Annotated in this window: 18 protein-coding genes; 9 read left to right on the top strand and 9 right to left on the bottom strand. The window is 76.2% G+C overall.

What is annotated here, in order from left to right:
* Window positions 1–75: 75 nt before the first annotated feature.
* Entirely contained in the window at window positions 76–1,320 is a 1,245-nt protein-coding gene (gene urtA, locus SK069_RS11210) for an urea ABC transporter substrate-binding protein (protein WP_319954319.1), read from the bottom strand.
* 469 nt (window positions 1,321–1,789) lie between these two features.
* On the opposite strand from urtA, the gene SK069_RS11215 reads away from it, so the two are divergent.
* Both SK069_RS11215 and SK069_RS11220 read left to right on the top strand, forming a co-directional pair.
* Window positions 1,790–3,262: an aminotransferase-like domain-containing protein gene (locus SK069_RS11215; protein ID WP_319954320.1), complete on the top strand. Its 1,473-nt coding sequence runs from the start codon at window positions 1,790–1,792 to the stop codon at window positions 3,260–3,262.
* Window positions 3,263–3,330: 68 nt separating this feature from the next.
* On the top strand, window positions 3,331–4,479 hold the full coding sequence (locus tag SK069_RS11220) for a GAF domain-containing sensor histidine kinase (RefSeq protein WP_319954321.1): 1,149 nt from the start codon (window positions 3,331–3,333) through the stop codon (window positions 4,477–4,479).
* A 119-nt stretch (window positions 4,480–4,598) separates the two neighbouring features.
* Here the strand turns inward: SK069_RS11220 and SK069_RS11225 are convergent, their stop codons facing one another.
* Window positions 4,599–5,591, bottom strand: coding sequence for a lysyl oxidase family protein (locus SK069_RS11225; protein WP_319954322.1), 993 nt, complete (start codon window positions 5,589–5,591; stop codon window positions 4,599–4,601).
* A gap of 140 nt (window positions 5,592–5,731) precedes the next feature.
* Between SK069_RS11225 and SK069_RS11230 the strand changes: the two genes are divergently transcribed.
* Window positions 5,732–6,154 carry a cupin domain-containing protein gene (locus SK069_RS11230; protein WP_319954323.1) on the top strand — a complete coding sequence of 141 codons (423 nt, stop codon included), beginning with the start codon at window positions 5,732–5,734 and terminating at the stop codon, window positions 6,152–6,154.
* 17 nt (window positions 6,155–6,171) lie between these two features.
* On the opposite strand, the gene SK069_RS11235 is transcribed toward SK069_RS11230, so the two are convergent.
* The 3 genes from SK069_RS11235 to SK069_RS11245 are packed head-to-tail and all read right to left on the bottom strand — an operon-like array spanning window position 6,172 to window position 11,863.
* Window positions 6,172–9,117, bottom strand: a complete 2,946-nt coding sequence (locus tag SK069_RS11235) for an ATP-binding protein (RefSeq protein ID WP_319954324.1) — start codon at window positions 9,115–9,117, stop codon at window positions 6,172–6,174.
* Window positions 9,114–9,497: a response regulator gene (locus SK069_RS11240; protein WP_319954325.1), complete on the bottom strand. Its 384-nt coding sequence runs from the start codon at window positions 9,495–9,497 to the stop codon at window positions 9,114–9,116. The genes SK069_RS11235 and SK069_RS11240 overlap by 4 nt, the downstream gene beginning before the upstream one ends.
* Window positions 9,494–11,863 (bottom strand): LuxR C-terminal-related transcriptional regulator, encoded by a 2,370-nt coding sequence (locus tag SK069_RS11245; protein ID WP_319954326.1) that lies wholly within the window; start codon window positions 11,861–11,863, stop codon window positions 9,494–9,496. The genes SK069_RS11240 and SK069_RS11245 overlap by 4 nt, the downstream gene beginning before the upstream one ends.
* Window positions 11,864–11,985: 122 nt before the next feature.
* Between SK069_RS11245 and SK069_RS11250 the strand changes: the two genes are divergently transcribed.
* From SK069_RS11250 to SK069_RS11265, 4 genes are all read left to right on the top strand, one after another.
* On the top strand, window positions 11,986–12,288 hold the full coding sequence (locus SK069_RS11250; protein ID WP_319954327.1) for an urease subunit gamma: 303 nt from the start codon (window positions 11,986–11,988) through the stop codon (window positions 12,286–12,288).
* Between the two features lie 179 nt (window positions 12,289–12,467).
* A complete protein-coding gene (locus SK069_RS11255) occupies window positions 12,468–13,595 on the top strand; it encodes a S1 family peptidase (protein WP_319954328.1) in 1,128 nt (375 codons plus the stop codon).
* A 210-nt stretch (window positions 13,596–13,805) separates the two neighbouring features.
* Window positions 13,806–14,192, top strand: coding sequence for an urease subunit beta (locus SK069_RS11260; RefSeq protein ID WP_319954329.1), 387 nt, complete (start codon window positions 13,806–13,808; stop codon window positions 14,190–14,192).
* Window positions 14,193–14,197: 5 nt separating this feature from the next.
* Window positions 14,198–15,922 (top strand): urease subunit alpha, encoded by a 1,725-nt coding sequence (locus SK069_RS11265; RefSeq protein WP_319954330.1) that lies wholly within the window; start codon window positions 14,198–14,200, stop codon window positions 15,920–15,922.
* Between the two features lie 228 nt (window positions 15,923–16,150).
* On the opposite strand, the gene SK069_RS11270 is transcribed toward SK069_RS11265, so the two are convergent.
* A complete protein-coding gene (locus tag SK069_RS11270; RefSeq protein ID WP_319954331.1) occupies window positions 16,151–16,504 on the bottom strand; it encodes a type II toxin-antitoxin system PemK/MazF family toxin in 354 nt (117 codons plus the stop codon).
* On the bottom strand, window positions 16,498–16,740 hold the full coding sequence (locus SK069_RS11275; protein ID WP_319954332.1) for a ribbon-helix-helix protein, CopG family: 243 nt from the start codon (window positions 16,738–16,740) through the stop codon (window positions 16,498–16,500). The genes SK069_RS11270 and SK069_RS11275 overlap by 7 nt, the downstream gene beginning before the upstream one ends.
* A gap of 214 nt (window positions 16,741–16,954) precedes the next feature.
* Between SK069_RS11275 and SK069_RS11280 the strand changes: the two genes are divergently transcribed.
* The gene (locus tag SK069_RS11280) at window positions 16,955–17,251 is read left to right on the top strand and encodes a putative quinol monooxygenase (protein WP_319954333.1); all 297 of its coding nucleotides are present in this window, start codon (window positions 16,955–16,957) and stop codon (window positions 17,249–17,251) included.
* Between the two features lie 154 nt (window positions 17,252–17,405).
* Here SK069_RS11280 and SK069_RS11285 read toward each other — a convergent pair whose 3' ends face one another.
* A complete protein-coding gene (locus SK069_RS11285) occupies window positions 17,406–17,546 on the bottom strand; it encodes a hypothetical protein (RefSeq protein WP_319954334.1) in 141 nt (46 codons plus the stop codon).
* Between the two features lie 4 nt (window positions 17,547–17,550).
* The gene (locus tag SK069_RS11290) at window positions 17,551–18,249 is read right to left on the bottom strand and encodes a hypothetical protein (RefSeq protein ID WP_319954335.1); all 699 of its coding nucleotides are present in this window, start codon (window positions 18,247–18,249) and stop codon (window positions 17,551–17,553) included.
* A 156-nt stretch (window positions 18,250–18,405) separates the two neighbouring features.
* Here SK069_RS11290 and SK069_RS11295 point away from each other — a divergent pair, with 156 nt between their 5' ends.
* The gene (locus tag SK069_RS11295) at window positions 18,406–19,110 is read left to right on the top strand and encodes an urease accessory protein UreF (RefSeq protein WP_319954336.1); all 705 of its coding nucleotides are present in this window, start codon (window positions 18,406–18,408) and stop codon (window positions 19,108–19,110) included.
* Window position 19,111: the final 1 nt, after the last annotated feature.

Below are 19,111 nucleotides of genomic sequence, written 5' to 3' on the forward strand. Positions count from 1 at the left end.
TCCGGAGCGCGGGAGCGGACGCCGCGGCGGGAGCGCCCTGCAGGGCGCTCCCGCCGGCGTCGCGCGGTCGCGGTCCTACAGCCCCTTGGCCCAGGGGTAGGTCTTCAGGAACGGGTCCGGCTTGATCGGGCCCTTCGACTCCCAGACGGTGTCGATCAGGCCGTTGGGCTGGATGACGCCGATCCGGGCGGTCTTGTAGATGTGCTGGTTCTCGCCGTCGATCGTGACCTTGCCCTCAGGGGCCTCGAGGGTCAGGCCCTTCGACGCGGCCTTCACCTTCTCGACGTCGGTCGATCCGGCCTTCTCCGCCGCTGCGGCCCAGAGCTTCACGGCGATGTAGCCGGCCTCGATCGGGTCGTCGGTGACGCGCTTCTGGCCGTACTTCGCCTTGTACGCCTTGACGAACTCCTCGTTCACCTTGCCGGGGGTCGTCTGGTAGTAGTTCCACGCCACGATCTGGCCCTTCACCTTGTCGGCGCCGATGCCGCGGACCTCGTCCTCGGCGATCGAGACGGACACGACGGGGAGCTTGCTCGACGGCAGCCCGGCACCCTCGAGCTGCTTGAAGAACGCGACGTTCGAGTCGCCGTTGAGCGTGTTGAAGACGGCGTCCGGCTTCGCGGCCTTGACCTTGTTGACGATCGTCGAGAACTCGGTCGAGCCCAGCGGCGCGTACTCCTCGCCGAGGATCTTCACGCCGTTGGCCGCCGCCCAGGCCTTGATCTCCTTGTTCGCGGTGCGCGGGAAGACGTAGTCCGACCCCACGAGGTAGAGGCTCTTCGCCTGCTTCTCGGACTTCAGGTACTCGAGGCCCGGGATGATCTGCTGGTTCGTGGTGGCGCCGGTGTAGAAGATGTACGGCGACGCCTCGAGGCCCTCGTACTGGACGGGGTAGTACAGGAGCGCCTTGTTGCGCTCGAAGACCGGCAGCATCGCCTTGCGCGACGCCGAGGTCCAGCCGCCGAAGGTCGCGGCGACCTTGTCCTGGCTGATGAGCTTCTGCGCCTTCTCGGCGAAGGTCGGCCAGTCGGACGCGCCGTCCTCGACGACCGGCTCGAGCTTCTTGCCCAGGACGCCGCCGGCCGCGTTGATCTCCTCGATGGCGAGCAGCTCGGCGTCGCGCACCGAGACCTCGGAGATCGCCATCGTGCCCGACAGCGAGTGCAGGACGCCGACCTTGATCGTCCCCCCGCCCGAGCCGCTCGACGCCGTCGTCGAGCTGTCGTCGTCGCTGCCGCACGCGGTCACGCCGAGGGCGGCCACGGCCACCGCGCCGACGGTGAGCCACGTCCGGTACCGCTGTCGAAGTCGTGCGTGCACGACGGTCTCCTGTCTGCCGGGGCGCCGGCGGCGCCCGCCGTTGCGTGGATCGGCCGCTCCGCTCGCGAGGGGCGACCGCAGCCGGGGCCGCGATCCGCTCGCCGGGGCGGCAGCCGGCCCGGCGCCGCGAGCGACGTCGGGCCGGCCGTGCACCGGGTGAGGAGGAGTCACGAACCCGTCCTGCAGCCTGCTCGTCGACCGGCCCGCCGTCGGTGGCCCGTTGGAGCACGCTGGCGCGCCGCGGTGGCGGGTGGGGCGCGGGTGGCCTCACCCTCCCGGCTGCTAGGGGTGAGCGTCGGCGACCGGGCCGGCGCCGCTCACCCGGGGTGAGGGGACCGACGCGGCCCGACTCACCCGCGCAGGGAGCCGGCGACCTCGCCGAGCCGGCACCGAGAACGCGGGCGCCGGGGGCGGGTCGCGGGTGCGACCCGGTGCCGCACGAGGAGATCGGATGTCCTACGGTGGCCCGGTGGCAGCGTCCGAAAGCGGTCCAATTGGCCCGCAGGCGGCGACCGATGCCGTGCGCGACGGCGTCGCGCGGCGCCGCGCGGCCCACCCGGACGAGCCGCGCTACGCGTCGCTGGCCGCCGCCCTCGAGGACGCGATCTCGTCGGGCGTGCTCGCCGACGGGGCGAAGCTGCCGGCCGAGCGCGACCTCGTCGCCGCGCTGCGCCTGAGCCGGACGACCGTCAGCCGGGCGTACGCGCGGCTCGAGCAGGGCGGCTGGCTCGAGCGGCGGGTCGGCAGCGGGACCTTCGCGCGCCGGCCGGACCCGCAGGCGGGACGCGTGTGGCTGCGCGACGTCATCGACGGCGCGCCGCGGCGCCGCGGCGCGCGCCGCACGGGGATGATCAACCTCACGTCGTCGCGGCCGTTCGTCCTCGGCGCCGGCCTGCGCGACGCGCTCGGACGCAGCGCGGAGGCCGTGGAGGCGGTCGCCGAGCAGCTGCAGTACGCCACGCAGGGCCTGCCGGAGCTGCGCGAGACGGTCGCCGCCGCGTACACCGCGCGCGGCCTGCCGACGACCGCCGAGCAGGTGCTCATCACGAGCGGCGCCCAGCAGGCGCTCGGGCTCGTGCTGCAGCTCTACGTCCGTCCCGACGACCCGGTCGCCGTCGAGAGCCCGACGTACCACGGCGCGCTCGACGCGCTGCGGGTGCGCCAGGCCCGGCCGGTCGCCATCGACGCCGACCCGGCGACGGTCGCCGACCAGCTGGCGGCGGTCGCCGAGCACGTCCCCCTCCGCGCGGCGTACCTCATGACGACGTGCCACGCGGTCACCGGCCGCGTCGTCGGCGCCGCCCAGCGCCGGGCGCTCGCCGAGCTGTCGCTCGAGCGCCAGCTGCCGCTGATCGAGGACGACATCCTCGCCGGGCTGACGTTCGCCGAGGGCCCGGCGACCGCCGAGCCGCCGCCGGTCGCCGCCTACGCCGAGGACGCGCCGATCTTCACGATCGGCTCGACGAGCAAGCTCGTCTGGAACGGGCTGCGCGTCGGGTGGCTCCGCGCCCCGGAGGCCCTGCTCGTGCGCCTGGCGCGGCTCAAGGGCACCGCCGACCTCGGGACCTCGCTGGTGGCGCAGCTCGTGGCCGGGCAGCTGCTCGTCCACGCCGACGACCTCGCCCGTCGCCGGCGCGAGGAGAACGCCGCGGCGTTCGCGCACGCGGCGACGCTGCTGGAGCGGCACCTGCCGGCGTGGCGCTGGACGCCTCCGGAGGGCGGTCGGTCGCTGTGGGTCCGCCTGCCCGAGGACGGACCGGACGGCCCGGCCGTCGCCCAGGCGGCGGTGCGCCACGGGGTCTCCGTGATCGCGGGCCCGACGTTCGCCGCCGACGGCCGGCACCGCCACCGCCTGCGGCTCATGCCGGTGCGGCCGCCGGATCGCCTGGCCGAGGGCGTCGCGCGGCTCTCGGCCGCGTGGGACGAGCTGCAGGGCCCCTGATCCGGCGCGGCGCGACGGATCGCGGCGCGCCGTCCGCTCCTTCGCGCCCCGTATCGTGCACGGCGCGGATGCAGCCGGAGCAGGAGCGCAACGACGTCATCGCGCGCGCGATGGAGGCCGCCCGGGACCTCACCGGGCTCGAGATCGCCTACGTCTCGCGGTTCCACGACGGGGTGCAGGAGATCGAGCGCACGACGACGGCGCCGACCGCGGTCGGCATCACCGAGGGCATGGTCGTGCCGCTGGAGGACACGTACTGCCAGCGGATCGTCGACGGCCGGATGCCGTCGGTGATCCTCGACACCGCCGCGAACCCCGTGACCGCCGAGCTCGACGCGACCGCAGGCGCGAACATCGGCTCGTACCTCAGCGTGCCGATCCGCCTGCACGACGGACGGCTCTACGGCACGCTCTGCTGCGCGTCGTCGAAGGCGATCGACCCGCTGTCGGAGCGCGAGCTCGAGCTCGTCCGGATCCTCGCCCAGCTCGTGGCCCACCAGCTCGACGAGCACGAGCAGCAGGCCGCGGCCCTGCGCGCCCAGCAGGAGTTCCTCGCGTCGGTCAGCCACGACCTGCGCAGCCCGCTGAACGCGATCGGCCTGCTCGCCGACGAGCTGCGCGACCGCGTCCCCGACGTCGATCCCGCCGAGGCCGGGCGGATGATCCGCGAGGAGGCCCGCCGGGTGCTCGCCCAGGTCGACGACGTCCTGCTCGTGACGACCCAGCGCGCCGGGGCGCTGCGGCTGCGGATCGCCCCGACCGACCTGCGGGCGCTGGCCGCCGAGGTCGTCGAGACGGCGAGCTGGGCCGCGCAGGGCGCCGGCGTGGCGCTGCGGCTCGAGGCGCCCGCGCCGCTCGTGGCGGAGGTCGACGCGACGCGGCTGCGCCGGGCCCTCCAGAACCTCGTCGACAACGCCGTGAAGTACTCGCCCGACGGCGGCACGACGCGGGTGCGCGTCGACCGGGACGCCTCGACGGCGCTCGTGGTCGTCGCCGACGAGGGCATCGGCATCGACCCCGAGGAGGTCGCCCGCCTCGGGGAGCGGTTCTTCCGGGCGAGCTCGGCACACGAGGCGGGGATCGGCGGCACGGGCCTCGGCCTCGCGACGGTCCAGGCGGTCGCCGAGGCCCACGAGGGCCTGCTCGAGGTCGCCTCGACGCGCGGGGCCGGCTCGCGGTTCGCGCTGCGCGTGCCCCTCCGGCACCGCGCCGTCTGACCCGGCGCTCGTCGGCCGGCCGCGCCGCCCGCCGGCGGCCGCATCGACCGCCGGACCGGCCGCGGGGCGGACCGGGTGGCGCCGCCGCACGGCGCGGTCGCGCGCGGCTCCGGCCGCGATCAGCGCGTCGTGGCGTCCGGCGCCGCCGCGAGGTCCCCGGCGTCGCCGCCGGCCGCCGGCGTGGCCGCGTCGCCGGGCCGCGTCAGCGGGTCGTCGGGCGCGTAGGACCGCGAGCGCAGGCGCGGGGAGCGCGCGCCGAGGTCCTCGCCGGGGCAGCCGCGTCGGCGCGCGGCCGGCGAGAACGGCAGGCGCACGATCACCTGCGCGGCGTTGTTGTCCTCGTTGGACTCCGCGATCGCGTTGCCCGGGTCGGCGATGTGCCGGTAGGCGAAGCAGCCGCGCAGGCCGGTGACGTCGATCCACTGGGTGAGGTACGTCGGCGGGTAGATGTCCGACCACCCGGGCGAGGTGCCGAGCCGCACGCGCGTGCGCCGGCGACTCGTGCTGCACGCGGGGTAGACCTCGCGCCGCGGGGACCGCGCGAGGCTCGGGCGCGTGCGGCGGAGGTCCCGCAGGCAGTAGTCGACCTTCGGCCCGACCCGCTCGAGCTTCACGGGCTGGCCGGCCGCGTCGAGCCGCCAGAGCTCGAACCGCGCCGCGTCGTGGAACTTCCACCACCGGCGCTGCAGGTGGCCGTAGGCGAAGCGCAGCCGGGCGCCGCTGCGCACCGTCACGTGCCCGCCGCCCCGGCGCGGGATCCGCTGGACCGCGTCCATCCAGATGCCGCGGCGGTGGCGGCCGCGGAGCTCCGCGGCCGCCGCGCCGACGCTGTCGATCGAGTTGCCGGCCCGCAGCCAGACGCGGCCCCGGGGACTGCGCTCGCGCCGCAGGCCGAACGGCCGCGTCATGACGAGGTCGGGGCAGCGCAGCTGCGCCGCGCCCTCCCCCAGGCACGGGTTCGCGACCCCGGACCGCAGCGGCGCCGGCGTGGGGGCCTGTGAGCGAGCGTCGCCCGAGCGCAGCGCGACGGTCGTCAGCGCGGCCGCGACGAGCGCCGCCAGCACCAGCAGGACGCGCGTCGATCGGCGGGCGAGGGCGGCGGGACGACGCACCGGCGGCAGGTTAGGGCGTCGGGCGCCGGGGCGCGCAGCACGCCACGCCCGGACGGGTCAGGGCGTCCGTCCGCTCGGGCGTCGTGCGTCGACCGATGAGTTCCGGCTGCGGTCGGCGTCTCCACCACCGACCCCGCCCGATGGAGACCCTCGTGCTCATCACCGCCACCGCCGACCCGACCGCTCCCGGCTCCTCCGCACCAACCGCCGACGAGGAGCGCCCCGCCGGCGCGCTCGGCTCCTGGCTGCCGGAGCCGGGGACCCGCACGGGCCGGTTCGAGGGCGCGTCCTACGGCTCCGCCGTCTCGTGCTTCGTCGTCGACGCCCTCCCGGGCACGGGGCCCGGGCTGCACGAGCACCCGTACTCCGAGACGTTCGTCGTGCAGGCCGGGCGCGCGCGGTTCGAGGTCGACGGCCTGCGGATCGACGGCCTGCCGGGCGACGTCGTGGTCGTCGCGCCGGAGACGCCGCACCGCTTCACGGCGCTCGGCGCCGCGGCGCTGCAGATGGTCTGCATCCACGCCGCGGCGCGGATGGAGACGACGTGGCTCGACGGGTCCTGATCCCGGCTCCGGGCCGGTCAGGCGACCGTCGCCCCGCGGACCGCGTCGGTCGCCGCGCGCAGCGCCGCCAGCGCCGGTCCCGGGTCCTCGTCGCCGCCCGCGACGACGCGCTGGAGCGCCCCGGCCGCCTCGGCCACCGAGCTGGCGCCGACCGTCCGGCTCGCGCCGACCACCTGGTGCGCGACGCGGCGCAGCTGCTCGCGCTGCCCCTCCGCGTAGGCGGCCTCGGCCCGCGCGAGGTCCTCGTCCAGCGACGCGCAGTACGTCTCCAGCAGCCGCCGGGCGAGCACCGGGTCCCCGCCGGTGACCTCGTCGAGGATCTCGCGGTCCAGCTGCGGCGGCTCGGGACCGACCGGCGCCCCGCCGCCCGGGGGCGCCGGCGCCGGCTCCTCCCACGCGAGGTGGGGCAGCCAGCGGCGCAGCGTGCCGGCGAGCACCGCCATCGGCGCGGGCTTCGTGACGAGGTCGTCCATCCCCGCGGCGCGACACCGGTCCTCCTCCCCGAGGACGGCGCTGGCGGTCAGCGCCACGACCGGGACGCGCTGGCGGCCGGGGATCGCGCGCTCCTCGGCCCGCCACCGGCGGACGAGCTCGTAGCCGTCGATGTCGGGCAGCTGCACGTCGCTGAAGACGAGGGCGTAGCGCTCGCCGCGCAGGCGCTCGAGCGCCTCGGCGCCGTCGCCCGCGACGTCCGTGACGAAGCCGATCGTCTCGAGCTGGCGGCGCAGGACCTCGCGGTTCACCGGATGGTCCTCCACGAGCAGCACGAGGCTGCGGTCGTCGCGCGCCCGCTCCCGGTCGGGCCGCCGGCGCCGGGCCGTCAGCCCGGCGGGACGCCCGGGGCCGACGGCGGTCAGCTGCCGTCGCTCGGGCTCGTCGGAGACCGGCAGCGCCAGCGCGACGCGCATCGTCGTCCCCACGCCGACGGCGCTCTCCATCGTCAGCGTCCCGCCCATCGCCTCGGTCAGCTGCCGCGCGATCACGAGCCCGAGCCCGGTGCCGTCCGTGCGGGCCCGCGCCTGCGCGAACGGCGCGAAGAGGCGCTCCTGGTCCTCGGGCGCGACCCCGACGCCCGTGTCGCGGACGGTGAAGCGCAGCGCCTGGCGCCGCGCGTCGCCGGCGGCCGACGGTCCTGCGGCGACGAGGGCGATCGAGAGGTCGACCTCGCCGCCGGGCGTGTACTTGATCGCGTTGCTGACGAGGTTCCCGAGGACCTGGCGCAGGCGGTCCGGGTCGACGAGGTGCGCGGGCGCGAGCCGCGGCTCGTCGACGCCGACCGCGCGGAGCGTCACGCCCTTGGCGGCGGCCGCGTGCCGGTACTGCTCGGCGAGCTCGGCCACGAGCCGCCCGACCGCGACCGGGCGCGCCGCGAGGTCGAGGTGGCCGGACTCGATCTTCGAGAAGTCCAGCACGTCGCCGATCACCGCCAGGAGCGTCGAGGCCGAGCGCAGCGCGACGTCGACGAGCTCGCGCTGCCGCGGCTCGAGGTCGTCCAGCCCGAGGACCTCGAGGGTCCCGGTCACCGCGACGAGCGGCGTGCGCAGCTCGTGACTGACCATGGCGAGGAACGCCGATTTCGCCCGGTCGGCGGACTCGGCGGCCTCGCGGGCCCGCAGGAGGTCGGCCTGCAGCGCCTTCTGGTCGGTGACGTCGCCGACGTAGCCGTAGAGGTCGCCCGAGCCGTCGGCGTGCGGTCGCGCGACGGCCTGGGCGCGCATCCACGCCACCGTCCCGTCGGAGCGGCGGATCCGGTACTCGTGCTGCCAGGCGCCCCCGCGGCGGACGGCCGCGACCATCGAGTCCAGCCACGCGCCGCGGTCGGCCGGCAGCACGGCCTGCGAGACGGCGACGAACTCCGCGCTCTCCTCGGCGCCGGCGCCGTGGATCGACGCGTCGCGACTGGCGAACCGGACCGACAGCGCCCCGTGCTCGTCGACGTGGAACTGGAAGACCGACCCCGGGACCCGGTCGGCGATGGTGCGCAGCCGCCGCTGCGCGTCGGTCGCGTCGCGCTCGGCGGCGATGCGGCGCGCGAGGTCCCGCTGCACCGCGTCGGCCATCTCGTTGAAGTCCCCGGCGAGCTGGCGCAGCTCGCGCACCCCGTCGGGCGACGCCCGCTGCGACCACTCGCCCCGCGTGATCGCCCGCGTGGCGGCCGTCAGGCGCTGGAGCGGCCGGACGATCGTGCGGGCGGACACCGCCAGGGCGACGCCGACGAGGAGCACGAAGAGCGCGAGCACCGTGGACTGGGCGAGCAGCAGCCGGTCGGTGCGGGCCTGCAGCGCGTCGGCACGCGTCGCGGTGCGCTGGTCGACGAGGCCGATGAAGCGCTCGATCGCCCCCATGATCGACGCCTTCTGGCGGTGGTAGGCGTCGTCGAGGAGCCGCTCGTACTGCGTCGCCGTGTCCTGCCGGTAGGCGGCGTCGACCCCCCGAGCGATCCGCGGGGCGACCCGGCGCATGACGTCGAGCTCGGTCCGCGCCAGCGCGTTGGAGAAGCCGAGCGACCGGTTCAGCGCGTCGAACTCCGCCCGCGCGAAGTGCGCGCGGGCCATGAGCGCCGTGAGCGACGCGGGCGGCCCGAAGCGCACGCCGGTGAGGCCGTGGGCGAGCACGCGGTCCCAGAAGGAGCTGTCGTAGCGCCGCGGTCGGGGCGCGCGTCCGGCGCGGATCTCGAGGATGTCGTTGTAGTAGCGGCGGTAGCGCTCCTCGCCGGTGGCGACGTAGAGCCGCACCATCCGCGTGAGGTCGTTCGAGGTCTGCCGCATCTGGTCGGCGAGCTGGAACGACGTCATCCGCTGCTGCTCCGCCGCGGTGCGCTCGTTGGCCGTGCGCTGCTGCAGCACGGTGACGACTGCGAGGACCGCGGCCAGGACGACGACGGCGACGAGCAGGAGGCCGAGGCTCTGCCGGATCGACGGGGCGCGCCCGCGGCCCCTCGGAGCGCGATCCGCGCCGCTCACTCGAGCACCGAGAGCAGCCGTCGCGCGGTCAGGGGCTTCGAGATCGTGCCCCGCAGGCGGACCCCGGCGGCGCGGGCCTGCTCCTCGGCCGCGGCCAGGCGCGCCCCGTCGAGGCCGGAGACGATCACGACCTCGGCGTCGATGCCCCGGCCCGCGAGCTCGCGCAGGAACGCGACGCCGTCGATCCCGGGCATGTCGAGGTCGCAGAGCACGACGTCCGGCGCCTCGCCGGAGCCGTCGTCCAGGCGCGCGAGGGCGCCCGCCCCGTCGGCGGCCTCCAGCAGCCGGTCGGCGCCGAGGTTCGCGAGGATCTGCAGCATCGTCTGCCGCTGGAAGTCGTGGTCCTCGACCACGAGCACGGTCCGGTCGCGCAGGCTCACGGCTGCTCCTCCCTCGGTCTCGTCCCCCCGAGCAACCCGAGCTCGCGGCCCCGGCGCACGGCCTCCTGCCGGGACGCCACGCCGAGCTTCCCGTAGAGGACGCGCGCGTGGGTCTTCACCGTGTTGTGGGACAGGAAGAGCCCGTCGGCGATCTCGCGCATGCTCCCGGTGCCGGCGAGCGCCCGGAGCACCTCCGCCTCCCGCCCGCTCAGCGCGTCGGGGGCCTCGTGCGGGGAGCGCCGTCGCCCGGGCCCGGCCAGGCGCTCGGCGGCCTCGGGCAGGCGGCCGGCGTCGGCCGCACCCGCCAGGCGCCCGTGGACCGCGGCCAGCGCGTCGAGGGCGGCGGGATCGTCGCCCGCCGCGCGGGCGGCGCGGGCGAGCTCCAGCAGCGCCGCCGGCACCATGAGCGACGAGTCGCGCCAGCCCTCCGCGCGCTCGAGCGCGGCGCGGCAGCCGTCCACCGCCCGCCCGGGTCGCCCGGCGACGACGTCGAGCCGGGCCCGCGCGCAGACGAGCGGCAGGGCGTGCGGCGCGCGGCGCAGCGCGCCGTGCGCGGCGGCCTCCTCCGCTTCCTCCACGAGCGTCCGCGCCTCGTCGATCGCGCCCCGGTCGAGCGCCACGAGCGCGAGCACCGCCCGGGCCAGCGAGCCGACGAGGGGCAGGCCGGCGCCGGGGACGAGCTCCTGGCCGGCGAGCGCGGTCGCGGCGCGGTCGCCGGCGAGCGCCCGGTCGCCCGCCAGCAGCGCGTGCCAGCCGCTCATCGCCGCGACGGCGGCCCGTCCGGGCGCGGCGCGCGGCAGCTCCTCGAGCACCCGGTCGGCCGCGCGCAGCGCCGCGCCGACGTCGTCGAAGCAGACCATCGCGCGCAGGGCGTCGGCGGCGACGTCGTAGGACTTCGTCCCGTCCGGCATCGGCCCGTCCCAGTCCTGCTCGGCGCCCGTCCCGAGCCAGGCGTCGCACGCCGCGCGATCGCCCTCCACCGCCGCCACGAGCGCGCTGGCGTACGCGAGTCGCGCGTCGCCGGCCACGACCTCGGGCGGGAAGCGCGCGAGCCACCGCCGCGCCCGCTCGCCGAGCACGCCGAAGCCGACGAGCCGCAGCCCCTGGCGCGCGAGGAGCTCGGCGGCCCGTTCCCAGGCGCGCGCGGCGAGGTAGTGCTCGACGGCCTCGTGGAGCTCGCTCTCGTCGCCCTCGCTCTCCAGCCAGGCGCCGGCCCGGACGTGCAGCGTCCGGGCCCGGTCGGGCTGCTCCTCCTCGAGGCGACGGCGCAGGACGTCCCGCAGCAGGTGGTGGCAGCGGAACCAGGTCCGGGTGCGGTCCAGCGGGATGAGCAGGAGCGAGGTCCGCGTGAGCTCGCGGAACGCGGCGAGCACCGCCTCGGCGTCCCCGTCGCCCGGGTCGTCGCCGGCGAGCGTGCGGACGCAGAGGTCGGCCGTGAACCGGTCGAGGATCGCCGTCTCGCGCACGAAGCGCCGGTGCTCGGCCGGCCACGAGCGCAGGACCTCGTCGGTGAGCGCGCCGAACAGCGGCGCGTCGGCGGCGCCGAGGCCGTCGAGGACGTCGTCGATCGGCTCGCCGCGGCGCAGGCGCAGGGCGGCGAGGTAGATCGCCGCCGGCCAGCCCTCCACGCGCTCCTGCAGCCGGGCCACCGCGCCGGCGTCGAGGCCGAGGCCGAGACGCCCGTTGAGGAACCCCTCCGCCTCGTCGGCGGCGAAGCGCAGGTGGTCGGTGCCGACGTCGAGGAGCTCGCCGTGGATCCGCAGCCGGTCGAGCGCGGGCAGCGCGGGGGGCCGCCGGGCGCCGAGCGCGACGACGTGCGGCGCGGGCAGGCGGGCCAGCAGCCAGTCGAGCTCCGCCCGGGTCGCCGGGTCGTCGGCGACGAGGTGGACGTCGTCGAGCACGAGCGCGATCGGCTCCGCCGTGCCGGCCAGCAGGTCGACGAGCGCCACGAGGACGTCGTCCCGCAGGTGCGCGTCCGGAGCGATCGCCGCCGCCAGCGCCGCGTCGGACGCCGGGCCGAGCAGGGGCTGCAGCGCGGTGAGGACCGCGGCCCAGAGCCGCGGACCGCGGTCGTCGGCGTCGAGCGAGACCCACACCGCGCGGTCCAGCGGCGCCGCCCACTGGGCCAGCAGCGTGCTCTTGCCGTACCCGGGCGGCGCGCTCACGTGGAGGACCCGGACCGCGCCGGACCCGAGCGGCGTCCCGCCCGCGCCGGCGATCGAGCGCAGGAGGGCGTCGCGCTCGACGTGCTCCGCGCGCGCGGGTGGTCGGTGGAACTTCGTCCGCGGGAACGCGCCGCCGGTCGCCGATCGCGCGCGGCCGGACGCGGCGGCGTCGGCCGGGCGGTCGGGGACGGCGGCCTGCATCGCCGCAATCCCACCGCACCGCGCCCTCCCGCGGAGACCCCGGCGGGCCAAGCCGCGCGCGCGTCGGCTGTACGCGGTGGCGGGTCGGCGGCCCCGGGGGGCGACTAGGCTCGGTCCCGCCCATGCGCCTGAGCCCCCGCGAGCAGGAGAAGCTGCTGATCCACGTCGCCGCGGACGTCGCCCGGCGACGCCGCGACCGCGGCCTGCGGCTGAACCATCCCGAGGCCGTCGCCCTCATCACCGCCGAGCTGCTGGAGGGCGCGCGCGACGGGCGGACCGTCAGCGAGCTCATGACCGCGGGCAAGCAGGTGCTGCGCGCCGAGGACGTCATGGACGGCGTGCCCGAGATGATCCGCGAGGTCCAGGTCGAGGCGACCTTCCCGGACGGCACGAAGCTCGTGACCGTCCACGACCCCGTGACGTGAGCGCCGCGGGCGGGCCGGTGCCACGGCACCAGATCGCGCTCGCAGCCACGCGCGCACGTGGATCGTCGGTCCCGCCGTGCCCGAGGCCGCGGCCGCTCGGGCCGAGCGCCGCTGGGACCTTCCTGGGAACGGGTTCCACTGCGACCTCGGACCCCGTGCAGGCCGTAGGCTGGGCCCACATGCGCCGCCTGGTCGCCCTGCCCCTCGCCCTGCTCGCGTGCGCCGTCGCCGCGGGCCCGGCGGCCGCCGCGGAGAACCGCGCGACGCCGCGGATCGTCAACGGCACGACGATCGCCTCGACCGAGGCGCCGTGGACGGTGGCGATCCAGATCGAGCAGGGCTCCGGCGTGGGCAGCTGCAGCGGCACGATCCTCGACGCGACCCACGTCCTGACCGCCGCGCACTGCGTCGTCGACGGCTCCTCCGTCGCCCCGGCCAGCGGCATCCTCCTGGCGGCCGGCACCCCGGACATCACGACGAAGGCGGCGCAGGCGCAGGGCCGGGTCGTCGGCGTGAAGACCGTTCGCGTGCACCCGGGCTACCGCTCGAGCGAGATCCCCGACGACGTCGCCGTGCTGACGCTCGAGGCCCCGCTGGACTTCTCCGGCCCCACGATCCAGCCGCTGCCGATGGTCCCGACCGGGACGTACGTCTTCTCCGGGACGACCACGCGCGTGTTCGGCTTCGGCATCACGGCGACGAACCGCGACGACTTCGGGATCCTCCGCCGCCTGAGCACCGAGACCGTCCCCGCGTCGCTCTGCGGCACGGACGCGCCCGGCGCCCTGCTCTGCACCTTCCGCCGCGGACGCGCCGCGTGCTCCGGCGACAGCGGCGGCACCGCCACCGCCGTGGTGAAGGGCCAGCGCGTCCTCATCGGCGTCACCGACATCGCCGCGTCGGAGTGCTCGGCCGGCCTGAACCTCTACGCGAACGTCGCCGCTCCCGAGATCCGCGGCTTCATCGACGCCGCGGTCCAGGAGCAGAACGTCTCCGCCGACCAGCTGCCGGTCTCGCCGCGCGGCGGCACGCGGGTCCGGATCAACACGACCCGGCCCCGCGTCGGGCGGACCGTCACCTGCATGCGCGGCAGCTGGTCGGGCAGCGGCTCGCTGAGCTACCGCTTCCAGTTCCAGTTCACGAAGTCGGGCCGCTCGACGCGGGCGACGTCGCTGTCGCGGAAGAAGACGTACCGCCTGAAGTCGCGCGACCGCGGCTGGAAGGTCGGCTGCGTCGTGCGCGCGACGAACGTCGGCGGGTCCGGCGCGGGCGTCTCGGCGACGTTCCGCACGGTGCGCTCGCGCTGATCCGCAGCCGCCGCAGGCCGGGGCGACCGCGAGCGGCGCGCGGCCGCCCCATCTGCGTGCGCAGCACCGCGCGCTCCTGCGGTTGCTCGACGCCGCCGGAGCCTGCGGTCGGGCGAGGGGACGTCGCTCGCCCTCCGGGCGCATGCGGGGGGACCGAGCTTGGATCCCGGGAGCCCTCGGGGCCCCCGCGCGCGGGATAGCGTCGGCGCCGTGAGCGACCAGGCCGCGATGATCCCCGGTGAGCTGCTGCCCGCAGAGGGGGAGATCGCGCTGCGGCCCGACGCGCCGCGGACGACGCTGCGGATCACGAGCGTCGCCGACCGCCCGATCCAGGTCGGCAGCCACTTCCACCTCTTCGAGGTCAACCGGGCGCTGCGGTTCGACCGCGCCGCCGCCTACGGGCTGCGGCTCGCGATCCCCGCCGGGACGGCGGTGCGCTTCGAGCCCGGCGAGATCCGCGAGGTGACCGCGATCCCGCTCGGCGGGGCGCGGATCGTCCGGGGATTCCAGGGGCTCGTCGACGGCGCGCTCGACGATCCGGCGGTGCGCGAGCGCGCCCTCGCCGCCGCCGCCGACCGCGGCTTCCTCGAGGCCTGAGCGCGATGTCCGAGCTCTCCCGCCACCGCTACGGGCGGATGTACGGCCCGACGACCGGCGACCGCCTGCGCCTGGCCGACACCGCGCTGACCGTGCGGGTCGAGCGCGATCTCACCGTCCCCGGGGAGGAGGCCGTCTTCGGCGGCGGCAAGACGCTGCGCGAGGGCATGGGCCAGGGCACGGCGACGAACGCGCAGGGCGCCGTCGACACGGTGATCACGAACGCGCTGATCGTCGACCACTGGGGGATCGTCAAGGCGGACGTCGGGATCGTCGGCGGGCGGATCGCCGGGATCGGCAAGGCCGGCAACCCGGACACGATGGACGGCGTCACGATCGTCGTCGGCCCGGGCACCGAGGTGATCGCCGGCGAGGGCCGGATCCTCACCGCCGGCGGGATCGACAGCCACGTGCACTGGATCTGCCCCCAGCAGGCGACCGACGCGATCGCCTCGGGGATCACGACGATGCTCGGCGGCGGCACCGGCCCGGCGTCGGGCACGAAGGCCACGACCTGCACCCCCGGCCCGTGGCACCTCGCGCGGATGCTGCGCGCGGTCGAGGGCCTGCCGGTGAACGTCGGCCTGCTCGGCAAGGGCAACAGCGCCGCGCACGAGCCGCTGCGCGAGCAGGTCCGCGCCGGCGCTTGCGGCCTGAAGCTCCACGAGGACTGGGGCTCGACGCCGGCGGCGATCTCGACCTGCCTCGACGTCGCCGACGAGCTCGACGTCCAGGTCGCGATCCACACCGACACCCTGAACGAGGCGGGGTTCCTGGAGGACACCGTCGCGGCGATCGCCGGGCGCGCGATCCACACGTTCCACACCGAGGGCGCCGGCGGCGGCCACGCACCGGACATCGTCGCGATCGCGGGCCACTCGAACGTCCTGCCGTCCTCGACGAACCCGACGCGGCCGTACACGCGCAACACGCTCGAGGAGCACCTCGACATGCTCATGGTCTGCCACCACCTGAGCCGCGAGATCGCCGAGGACGTCGCGTTCGCCGAGTCGCGGATCCGGGGCGAGACGATCGGGGCCGAGGACGTGCTGCACGACCTCGGGGTGCTGTCGATGATGTCGTCGGACTCGCAGGCGATGGGCCGCGTCGGCGAGGTCTGGACCCGGACCTGGCAGACGGCGCACAAGATGCGGGTCCAGCGCGGCCCGCTCGACGGCGACGGCCCCGACGACGCGGGACGGGAGCGCGGCGACAACGAGCGCGTGAAGCGCTACGTCGCGAAGGTCACGGTGAACCCCGCGATCACCCACGGGATCGCGCACGAGGTCGGATCGGTGCAGGTCGGCAAGCTCGCCGACCTCGTCCTCTGGGAGCCGGCGTTCTTCGGCGTCGTGCCCGAGCTCGTCCTGAAGGCCGGCATGATCTCGTTCGCCCAGATGGGCGACCCGAACGCGTCGATCCCGACGCCGGAGCCGGTCCTCCTGCGGCCGATGTTCGGCGCCCTCGGCGGTGCGCTGGCCGACACCGCGGTGACGTTCGTCTCGCAGGCCGCCGTCGACGACGGCCTGCCCGAGCGGATCGGCCTCACCCGCCGCTGCGTCGCGGTGACCGGCACCCGCGCCGTCGGCAAGACCGACATGGTCCGCAACGACCTGACGCCCGACATCCGCGTCGACCCGGAGACCTACGTCGTCACCGTCGACGGCGAGCGCGCCTACGCCGAGCCGGTCGACGTCCTGCCGATGGCCCAGCGCTACTCGCTCTTCTGAACCGGCCGCTCGCTGGTTCAGCGGGCCTCCCTGTCCGTCCCTTCGAGCACCGCACGCTGCCCGAGAAGCCGGCCGATCGGGCCCGTTTCGACCGCCTGCACGAGTCCGTCGAACGCCTGGGCCGCTCCGCCGGCTGCTCCCCTGCTCGTCACGAGATCCGCGTCGTCGCTCGTCTTGGCGATGCGCCGCGCGCCCCGGATCCGGAACGACCCGCAGGATCGCGGCGCCTCAGCCGCGCACCGCGAGCCCCAGCACGCCGGCCAGCCCGGCGTCGACTTGGGCCAACGTCCAGGCCGGGAGATCGCCGATCGGGTCCTCGAGTTCCCTGCGGTCGATCGTCATCAGTTGGGTCACGTTCACGACCGATGCGCGGTCCAGGCCCGACGCCTCGGGTGGGAGGAGCACGTTGCCCGGCATCGCCGCGAGGCGGACGTTGGAGGTGATCACCGCGACGACCACCGTGCCAAGGCGCGAGGCGTTGAAGTCGTCCGAGCTCACGACGAGGACGGGACGGCGGAGGCCCGGGCCCGAGCCCCTGGGCACACCCAGATCAGCCCACCAGAGCCCGCCCCGGTTCACCACGAGCTGCGAGCGGCGGTCCGTCGTGCCGCTTCGGCGACGAAGGCGTCGTCCGCCCCGTCGTCGCCCGCGTCCGCCAGGACCGCGTCGATTCGCGCGGTGACGCTCGCGCGCTCGAGCTCCGCCAACCAGCGCTCCGCCGCACGCGCGTAGAACTCGCTGCGCGACACGCCGAGGCGCGCAGCGGCGTCGTCGACGCGGGCGAACGTCTGGTCGGGGACGGAGATCGCCGTCTTCATCCAGCGAGTATAACTCGGTATCACCGCCGCCCGGCGGCGCGACCGGCGGCGCTCAGGATCGGCATCGCCGGCTCCAGGTCCGCCGATCCGTGAACACGGATCCAGGGCGATCGCGGGGTTCCCGTCGCGACCGGGACTACGGCGCCCAGCGCTGGGGTAGGTTTGGGTCCCTGAGCGGCCGGGCCATCGGCCGCTCGAACCCCAGGAGGACCTCATGTCCCAGAACGTCGGAATCCTCGCGCTGCTGCACGCCAAGGCCGGAAAGGGCGAGGAGCTGCGGTCGTTCCTCGAGGCCGGTCGTGCCCTCGCGGTGAAGGAGGAGGGCACCGTGAACTGGTACGCCTTCCAGGTCGACGAGCTCACGTTCGGCATCTTCGACACCTTCGCCGACGACAGCGGCCGCGATGCCCACCTGAACGGCGAGATCGCCAAGGGCCTCGGCACGATCACGCCGGAGCTGCTCGACGGCGATCCCGACCTCCGGAAGGTCGACCTCGTCGCCGTGAAGTAGCCGGATCGGGCCCCGGTCCCGGGACGCGATGCGCCCGGGACCGCGCCTGGGCGCGGAGGCGCAGCGGGGCCGCTGCTCCCTGGTCCGACGGCGACCGCAGGCGCCCGCCCGCGGTGCCGCGCGAGGCTCGGCCGCCCCGCGCGACCCCGTGAGGTCAGGCGCCGCCCGCGAGGGCGACGATCGCGGCGGTCACCAGCACGACCGCCAGCGCGACGTAGGCGATCCTCCCGAAGAGGAGGCGCTCGACGAGCGCGACCCGGCGTCCCAGCCGGCTGCGTTCTTCGTCGTCGCCCACCGGGTCAGACCGCCGCGACGTACCAGACGCCGAACAGGAGGGCGAAGGTGCTCGCCGCGACGGCGAAGAGGTCGCCGACCAGGCGCGAGCGGGAGATCCGGGTGGCGAGCCAGCCCCAGGCCGCGGAGCAGGCGGCCATCGACACGACGCTCATCGGGGCGAAGACCGCCAGCGCGAGGTACGCCGTGGCGGTCGACGGGAGCGTCGCCAGCACGAGCAGGACGACCGCACCGGTGCCGGCGAGGCCGTGCAGCACGCCGATGCCGAAGGCCGCCGCGGGGGTGCGGTCGGCGAGCGGCGCCGGGGCCGTGGCGCCCGCGGCCCGCAGCGGCCGACCGCGCCACCAGCGGATCGCCGCGCGCAGCGCCAGGGCGACGATCAGCACGCCGACGAGGCGCTCCGACCACGCCTGCACCGGTCCGGGCAGGGCGTCGTCGAGCGCGATCAGCGGGACCCCGACGACGAGGAGCGTCGCGGCGTGGCCGACCCCCCACCAGGCGCCGAGCCGCGCCGCGCCGCGCACGCGCGAGCCCTCGGTGCCCTGGAGCGTGACGATCGCCATCACGTGGTCGGGATCGGTCGCGTGGCGCAGGCCGAGGAGCGCCGCGAGCAGCAGCGCCACCCAGATCGGGGCTCCGGTGGCCCACTCCTCCAGGTGCCCGTCGATCCACTCCACGGGGGAGAACAGCCAGTCGAAGCCCACGCGGGGCAACCTATCGGCGGGCGGGACGCCCCGGAGACCGTCGGGGCGCGAATCCGCGCGGCGCGATTGGACCGCTGGACAGCGCCGCGCCCCCGCGCCCCCGGCGAAGATGGAGCCCCGGCGGCGCGCCCCGCGCCGGCCGCCGGGATCGCGCCCATGAGCACGCTCCTGCGCCTGCTGCACCTCGCCGACACCGCGTTCCCGACCGGGGCGTTCGCGCACTCGCTCGGCCTCGAGGGCGCGCACGCCGCCGGCGCGCTGCGCGACGAGGAGGACCTGCACCGCGCGCTGCGCCGCCAGCTCGACGGGCTGGCCACGAGCGACCTGGTGACCTGCCGGGCGGCGCACGCCCGCGCGCGCCGCGCCGGCGACGAGCGCGCGGCGGACGCGGCGATCGCGGACCTCGCCGCGCTCGATCGCGAGCTCGACGCCACCCGCCCGACGCGCGAGACGCGCGAGGCCGCCCGCGCCACCGGCGAGCGGTTCCTGCTCGCGGCGACAGTCGTCGTCGACGACCCGCTGCTGCACGCGCTGCGCGACGCCGTCGCCCGCCGCGCGCTGCCCGGGACCCTGCCCGTCGCCTGGGGCGTGGCCGGCGCGGCGATCGGCGCCGACGCGGAGGCGACCGGCCAGGCGCTCGCGTTCTCGTCGCTCGCCGCGCTGGCGGCCGCCGGCCAGCGACTGATCCCGCTCGGCGGCGTCGCCACGCAGGCGGTGCTCGGGCGCGCGGCCGACGCGATCCCGGCCGCGCTGGAGCGCGCCGCCGCGATCGATCCGCTCGAGCCCTGCTCGTTCGTCCCCGAGCTCGACGTCCGCTCCGCGCAGCACGAGCGCCAGCGGGTCCGGCTCTTCATCTCCTGAC

Origin of the sequence: Patulibacter brassicae, from assembly GCF_033949425.1 — a bacterium.
Classification (GTDB): Bacteria; Actinomycetota; Thermoleophilia; order Solirubrobacterales; family Solirubrobacteraceae; genus Patulibacter; species Patulibacter brassicae.

Bases quoted from the DNA above. Each gene is read 5' to 3' on its own strand.
- SK069_RS11220 (WP_319954321.1), top strand. From the start codon at position 3,331: ATGCAGCCGGAGCAGGAGCGCAACGACGTCATCGCGCGCGCGATGGAG.
- SK069_RS11230 (WP_319954323.1), top strand. From the start codon at position 5,732: ATGGAGACCCTCGTGCTCATCACCGCCACCGCCGACCCGACCGCTCCC.
- SK069_RS11245 (WP_319954326.1), bottom strand. From the start codon at position 11,863: ATGCAGGCCGCCGTCCCCGACCGCCCGGCCGACGCCGCCGCGTCCGGC.
- SK069_RS11250 (WP_319954327.1), top strand. From the start codon at position 11,986: ATGCGCCTGAGCCCCCGCGAGCAGGAGAAGCTGCTGATCCACGTCGCC.
- SK069_RS11255 (WP_319954328.1), top strand. From the start codon at position 12,468: ATGCGCCGCCTGGTCGCCCTGCCCCTCGCCCTGCTCGCGTGCGCCGTC.
- SK069_RS11265 (WP_319954330.1), top strand. From the start codon at position 14,198: ATGTCCGAGCTCTCCCGCCACCGCTACGGGCGGATGTACGGCCCGACG.
- SK069_RS11275 (WP_319954332.1), bottom strand. From the start codon at position 16,740: ATGAAGACGGCGATCTCCGTCCCCGACCAGACGTTCGCCCGCGTCGAC.
- SK069_RS11280 (WP_319954333.1), top strand. From the start codon at position 16,955: ATGTCCCAGAACGTCGGAATCCTCGCGCTGCTGCACGCCAAGGCCGGA.
- SK069_RS11295 (WP_319954336.1), top strand. From the start codon at position 18,406: ATGAGCACGCTCCTGCGCCTGCTGCACCTCGCCGACACCGCGTTCCCG.